Raw genomic sequence first — 6,102 nt, forward strand, 5'->3', positions numbered from 1 at the left:
GGAGCATCCAGCGCAAGCTCAACCTGCGGGTCAAGGTGGAGCTGCCCCTGGACGCGCTGGAGATCGACACCGTGTACTTCCTGTGGCGCGCCGCCGACTGGATGGAGCGCGAGGTCTACGACATGTTCGGCGTGGTGTTCCGGGGTCACCCGGACCTGCGCCGCATCCTCATGCCGTACAACTACGCCGAGGGGCACCCCCTGCGTAAGGACTTCCCCCTTCGCGGCCGCTTCAGCCGCGCGGAGCAGACGCGCCGCGCGCTCAGCATGAAGACCGAGGACCACTACTCGCCCCAGGAGCTGGAGATCGCCCACCTGCTGGGCCAGTCCCTTCCCGACGTGTTCGACGGCGGCGAGACGGGCGGCGGCAACGGCGGCTTTGGCGGGCCGGGGCAGTTCGGCGGAATGGGAGGAGCGGGCTGACCATGGCATTGCGCAGAGTCGTCTACAACGTCACCCGCAACCCCGAGCTGGCCGCCGGGGGCGCCCTGGTGCACGCGCCCGTCGTCCCCGTGCAGGGCGAGGCCCGCGAGGTGCACGAGGACGTGTCGGGCGAGCACATGCTCATCAACATCGGCCCGCAGCACCCGGCCACCCACGGCGTGCTGCGCCTGGTGCTGGAGCTGGACGGCGAGACCGTCATCCGCTGCGTGCCGCACATCGGCTACCTGCACAGCAGCTTCGAAAAGCTGGGCGAGTACCGTGACTGGAACCAGATCGTTCCCCTCACGGACCGCATGGACTACCTGGCGCCGCTCATCTACAACTGCGCGTACGCCATGGCGGTCGAGAAGCTCATGGGCATCGAGGTCACGGAGCGCTGCAAGGTCGTGCGCGTGATGCTCATGGAGATGGACCGCATCTTCAGCCACCTGCTGTGGCTGGGAACCACGGGCATCGACCTGGGCGCGTTCACCATCTTCCTGTACACGTTCCAGCAGCGCGAAAAGATCTACGACCTGCACGAGGACCTCACCGGCGCGCGCATCACGACGTCGTCCACCCGCATCGGGGGGATGATGGCGGACCTGCCGGCCGGGTGGGTGGAAAAGCTCAGCCAGTTCCTGGACGGCTTTCTCCCCGTGCTGGACGAGGTCGACACGCTGCTCACGAACAACGCCATCTGGATCGGCCGCACGCAGAACGTGGGCGGCATCAGCGCCGAGGACGCCATCAACTTCGGCCTGAGCGGGCCCAACCTGCGGGCCAGCGGCGTGCCGTACGACGTGCGCAAGGACCGCCCGTACTACGACTACGAGACGTACGACTTCGACGTCCCCGTGGGCGAGCACGGCGACATCTACGACCGCTACCTGTGCCGCATGGAGGAGATGCGCCAGAGCGTGCGCATCCTTCGTCAGGCCATGGACCGCCTGCCCGGCGGCCCCATCAACATCGACGACCCGCGCGTCATCCTGCCGACCAAGACGGCGGCCATGAACGACATGGAGTCGATGATCCACCACTTCAAGATCGTCATGGAGGGCGTGCGCGCCCCCGTGGGCGAGTCGTGGTTCTCGGTGGAGTCGTCCAAGGGCGAGCTGGGGATGTACGTGGTGTCGGACGGCGGGGCCAAGCCCGTCCGCTGGCGCGTGCGCGGCCCCAGCTTCATCAACATCGCCGCGCTGCCGCACATGATCGAGGGCACGCTGCTTTCCGACGTGATCGCCGTGAACGCGTCGCTCGACATCGTGCTGGGAGAGATTGACCGATGAGCGCCGCACCCATCAAGGCCGGCAGCGAGTACGACCCGTCGTCCTGGCCGGCCGCGCAGCAGAACCCGGGCTTCGCCGGCGACAGCGGCGAGTTCGCGCACCTGTCCGAGGAGGAGATCCGCGGCACGGCGTACGTGGGGCAGCGCCCCGCGGACGGCGGCCACGCCTCCGTGGCCGGCACCCTGCCGTACCAGGTGGCCACCAGCCGCCCCGACGCGCCCCTCTTTACGGGCCCGTACGAGGACCGGCTGGAGAAGGTCATCAGCCGCTACCCCGACCGGCAGGCGGCCCTGCTGCCGGCCCTGCACCTTGCCCACGAGCTTCGCGGCTTTCTGAGCCCCGGGACCATGGACGAGGTGGCCGAGCGGCTGCAGCTGCCTCCCGCGTACGTGCGGGGCGTGGCCACCTTCTACACCATGTACAACCTGGCCCCCGTCGGGAAGTACCTCATCCAGGTGTGCACGAACATCTCGTGCAACCTGTGCGGGGGCGACGCCGTGCTGGAGGCGTTCCTCAAGCACACGGGGACCGAGCCGGGCGAGATCTCGGCCAACGGGCTGTACACGGTGATGGAGGTGGAGTGCCTGGGCGCCTGCGGATTTCCCACGGCCGTCCAGATCAACGAGCACTACTACGAGAACGTGCGGCCCGAGAACGTGCCGGCGATCCTGGAGCGCCTGACGTGAAGGCGGGGCTCGTCGCGGCAGTGCCAGGTGACAAGTGCCGAGTGCCCAGTGAGGGCACCGGGCTCCGTCACTTGGAACTTGGCACTAGGAACTAGGCACTATCATGGCTTATCCGTATCGTCACGACAGCGAGACCCGCGTCCTTTCCGAGCACTTCGGCAACCCGCAGGCGCGGACGCTGAAGGGGTGGGAGGCGCTGGGCGGCTACAAGGCCCTGCGCAAGGCGCTGGGAATGACCCCGGCCGACATCGTCACCGAGGTCAAGAACTCGGGGCTGCGCGGCCGCGGCGGCGCCGGCTTTCCCACGGGGATGAAGTGGAGCTTCATGCCCAAGAAGGAGCCGGGCAAGCCGCACTTCCTCGTCTGCAACGCCGACGAGAGCGAGCCGGGCACCTTCAAGGACCGCGAGCTCATGCGGTGGACGCCGCACGCGCTCATCGAGGGGTGCCTGATCGGCGCGCACGCCATCAACGCCGAGCACGCCTACATCTACATCCGCGGCGAGTTCTTCGAGGCGGCACAGGTCATGGCCCGCGCCATCGAGGAGGCGTACGCGGCCGGCTACATCGGCAAGAACATCTTCGGGTCCGGCATCACCCTGGACCTCACGCTGCACATCGGCGCGGGCGCCTACATCTGCGGCGAGGAGACGGGGCTGCTCAACTCGCTGGAAGGCCGCCGCGGCGAGCCCCGCGTAAAGCCGCCGTTCCCCGCCATCGCGGGCGCGTTCCGCTACCCCACGGCCGTGAACAACGTGGAGTCGCTCATCGCGGCGGCCCACATCGTCCTGAACGGGGCGGAGTGGTACAAGCAGTGGGGCACGGAAAAGTCCGTGGGCACCAAGCTGTTTTGCGTCTCGGGCCACGTGAAGCGGCCGGGGAACTACGAGGTGCCCCTGGGCTTCAACTTCCGCGAGTTCATCTACGACATCTGCGGGGGCACGCCCAGCGGCAAGGCCATCAAGGCCGTCATCCCCGGCGGCTCGTCCGTGCCCATGCTCACGGCCGACGAGCTGGACATCGGGATGGACTACGAGTCCATGGCCGCCGCGGGGACCATGCTGGGGTGCGGCTCCGTGATCGTGATGGACGAGGGCGTGAACGTGGTCAGGCAGGTTCGCCGCATGGTGGACTTCTACGCCCACGAGAGCTGCGGACAGTGCACGCCGTGCCGCGAGGGCACGTCGTGGAGCAGCAAGATCCTCAAGCGCATCGAGCAGGGACGCGGCACGCCCGACGATCTGGACACGCTGCTGGAGATCTCGGACAACATGTCCGGCAAGACCATCTGCGTGCTGAGCGACGCGGCCGCCGCGCCCATCGTGAGCAGCATCCAGAAGTTCCGCGGCGACTACCTGGCGCTCATGCAGGCCGGGCTGCCCGCCCTGGCCGGCGCCCGCTGACGCCGCTCGCTTTTACGGGAAAGAACGCGGCCATGGCCGACGAAACCAAGCCCGCTGTCGAGACCGTCTCCGTCACCATCGACGGGATGACGGTGAACGTGGAGAAGGGAACGCGCCTGCTGGACGCCTGCGCGGCGGCCGGCGTGGACGTGTCCCACTACTGCTACCACCCCGGCCTGAGCGCCCCGGCCCAGTGCCGCATGTGCCTGGTGGAGGTGGAAAAGGCCCCCAAGCTGGTGCCCGCCTGCGTGGGCACGGTGGCGCCGGACATGGTGGTGCACACCCAGAGCGAAAAGGCCCTCAAGGCCCGCGAGGGGGTGCTGGAGTTCTACCTGGTGAACCACCCGCTGGACTGCCCCGTCTGCGACCAGGCCGGCGAGTGCAAGCTGCAGGACTACGTGGCGGCCGAGGGGCCGGCCATGGGCCGCAGCAAGGAGCCCAAGCGCGTCCTGGGCCGCGACGACTTTGGCGGGGACGTGGTGTTCTACGCGGACCGTTGCGTGATGTGCACGCGCTGCGTGCGCTTCATGCGCGAGGTGGCGCAGGACGAGCGGCTCACGGTGGTGCAGCGCGGCAGCCGCGCCGTGATCGACACCTTCTTCGAGGAGGGTCTCACGGGCAGCCTGTGGGCGGACAACATCGTGGACATCTGCCCCGTGGGCGCGCTGGTCAGCAAGGACTTCCTGCACAAGGCCCGCGCCTGGGACCTGGACCGGACTCCTTCGATCTGCCCCAACTGCACGCAGGGGTGCAACGTCCGGCTGGAGACGCGCGACAACCAGGTGCAGCGCCTCAAGCCGCGCCCCAACCCCGAGGTCAACGCGCACTGGATGTGCGACTTCGGGCGGCTGAACTACCAGTGGATCAACCGGGTGGACCGCATCGAGGCGCCCCTGGTGCGCGACGCGTCGGGCCGGCACGTGTCCATGTCGTGGGCGGATGCCCTCACGCGCCTGGCCGACGCCCTGCGCGGGCAGGCGGGCGGCGCGGCCGCGGTGGCCTCGCCCTTCATGGCGAACGAGGACCTGGGCGCGCTGCAGCGGGTGATGGCGGCCGTGGGCGGCGGCGAGGGCGTCTTCCGCTGCGAGCAGGGCGAGGAAGTGACGCTCCCCGGCTTTCCCACGCTGGCCCTGCGCCCGGACCGGGCGGCCAACGCCGTGGGCGCGGAGCTGTTCGGCTACGCGCGGACGGGCGGGACGGACGGCCGCGGCGGGCTGGAGCGGCTGGCGGGCCACACGGGCGTGCTCTTTGTCCTGGGCGACGAGCTGGCCGACGCGCCGGCGGACTTTGGCGCGAACGCGTCGCTGTTCGTCTACGTGGGGCAGCACCTGAGCCCCGCGGCCCGCAACGCCCACTTCGTCCTGCCGGCGACGACGTTCGCGGAGATGGAGGGGACGTTCACCAACCTCCAGCGCCGGGTGCAGCGCTTTTGGCCGGCGCTGCGCGCGCCGGGCATGGCGCGCCCCGCGTGGCAGATCCTGGGCGTGCTGCTGGCCGGCATCGGCGACGGCGGCGCGCCGGGGACGGCCGCGGACGCCTTCGCGGGGCTGGCCTCCGTCCGCCCGGAGTTCGGGATGCTGAGCTGGGCGGACCTGGGCGCCCAGGGCGCGGCGCTGCCCGAGGCGGTGGGGCAGGCGGGGGACTGACGGAACAGTACCAAGTGCCTAGTGCCAAGTACCAAGTGATTGGCGTTCGCACTAGGCACTTGGAACTTGGCACTCTGAATCACGGGCGCGGCAGTGGCCGCGCTCCCCATCCACGCGGGTCAACGGACCGGACGCGAGATGCAAGCAGGACAGGCGGTGGCAAAGTTCGCCGAGGTAACAGGGACTGCATACCTGGTTTCCTCGGTCATCAAGCTCTTGATCGTCTTCGTGGCGGTGCTGGTCATCGTGGCCATGCTCACGCTGCTGGAGCGCAAGATCAGCGCGTGGATGCAGGACCGGCTGGGCCCCAACCGCGTGGGCCCCGGCGGCCTCCTGCAGCCCGCCGCGGACGGCATCAAGAACATCCTCAAGGAGGAGAGCAACCCGGGCGAGGTGAACAAGGTGTTCTTCACCCTGGCCCCCATGCTCTCCATCACGCCGGCCATGGTCACCTTCGCGGTGATCCCGTTCGCGGCGCCGCTGCCCACGCCGTGGGGCGTGGTGCCCATGATGATCGCGGACCTGCCGGTGGGCATCCTGTTCCTGCTGGCGTTCAGCTCGCTGGGCGTGTACGGCATCGTCGTGGCGGGGTGGGCCAGCAGCAACAAGTACGCGCTGCTGGGCGGCCTGCGCGCCGGCGCGCCGATGATCAGC

At 69.2% G+C, this 6,102-nt stretch carries 5 protein-coding genes and 1 pseudogene; all 6 read left to right on the forward strand.

Features of this window, described 5'->3' with window-relative positions; translation table 11 throughout:
- Nucleotides 1-227: pseudogene (locus tag VFZ20_RS32795) on the forward strand (NADH-quinone oxidoreductase subunit C); the annotation flags it as partial.
- A gap of 197 nt (nt 228-424) precedes the next feature.
- Nucleotides 425-1,714 carry an NADH dehydrogenase (quinone) subunit D gene (nuoD, locus tag VFZ20_RS20255; protein WP_329685755.1) on the forward strand — a complete coding sequence of 430 codons (1,290 nt, stop codon included), beginning with the start codon at nt 425-427 and terminating at the stop codon, nt 1,712-1,714.
- Nucleotides 1,711-2,400, forward strand: a complete 690-nt coding sequence (locus tag VFZ20_RS20260) for an NAD(P)H-dependent oxidoreductase subunit E (RefSeq protein ID WP_329685756.1) — start codon at nt 1,711-1,713, stop codon at nt 2,398-2,400. Before nuoD ends, VFZ20_RS20260 begins: the two co-directional genes overlap by 4 nt.
- A gap of 103 nt (nt 2,401-2,503) precedes the next feature.
- The gene (gene nuoF, locus VFZ20_RS20265; RefSeq protein WP_329685757.1) at nt 2,504-3,802 is read left to right on the forward strand and encodes an NADH-quinone oxidoreductase subunit NuoF; all 1,299 of its coding nucleotides are present in this window, start codon (nt 2,504-2,506) and stop codon (nt 3,800-3,802) included.
- A 32-nt stretch (nt 3,803-3,834) separates the two neighbouring features.
- A complete protein-coding gene (locus VFZ20_RS20270; RefSeq protein WP_329685758.1) occupies nt 3,835-5,448 on the forward strand; it encodes a molybdopterin-dependent oxidoreductase in 1,614 nt (537 codons plus the stop codon).
- Nucleotides 5,449-5,586: 138 nt separating this feature from the next.
- Nucleotides 5,587-6,102: complex I subunit 1 family protein (locus VFZ20_RS20275; protein ID WP_329685759.1), on the forward strand; the 516-nt coding region annotated here is incomplete at its 3' end.

Origin of the sequence: Longimicrobium sp., from assembly GCF_036280135.1 — a bacterium.
In the GTDB taxonomy this organism is placed as follows: Bacteria; Gemmatimonadota; Gemmatimonadetes; order Longimicrobiales; family Longimicrobiaceae; genus Longimicrobium.

Bases quoted from the DNA above. Each gene is read 5' to 3' on its own strand.
- VFZ20_RS20260 (WP_329685756.1), top strand. From the start codon at position 1,711: ATGAGCGCCGCACCCATCAAGGCCGGCAGCGAGTACGACCCGTCGTCC.
- nuoD (WP_329685755.1), top strand. From the start codon at position 425: ATGGCATTGCGCAGAGTCGTCTACAACGTCACCCGCAACCCCGAGCTG.
- VFZ20_RS20270 (WP_329685758.1), top strand. From the start codon at position 3,835: ATGGCCGACGAAACCAAGCCCGCTGTCGAGACCGTCTCCGTCACCATC.
- nuoF (WP_329685757.1), top strand. From the start codon at position 2,504: ATGGCTTATCCGTATCGTCACGACAGCGAGACCCGCGTCCTTTCCGAG.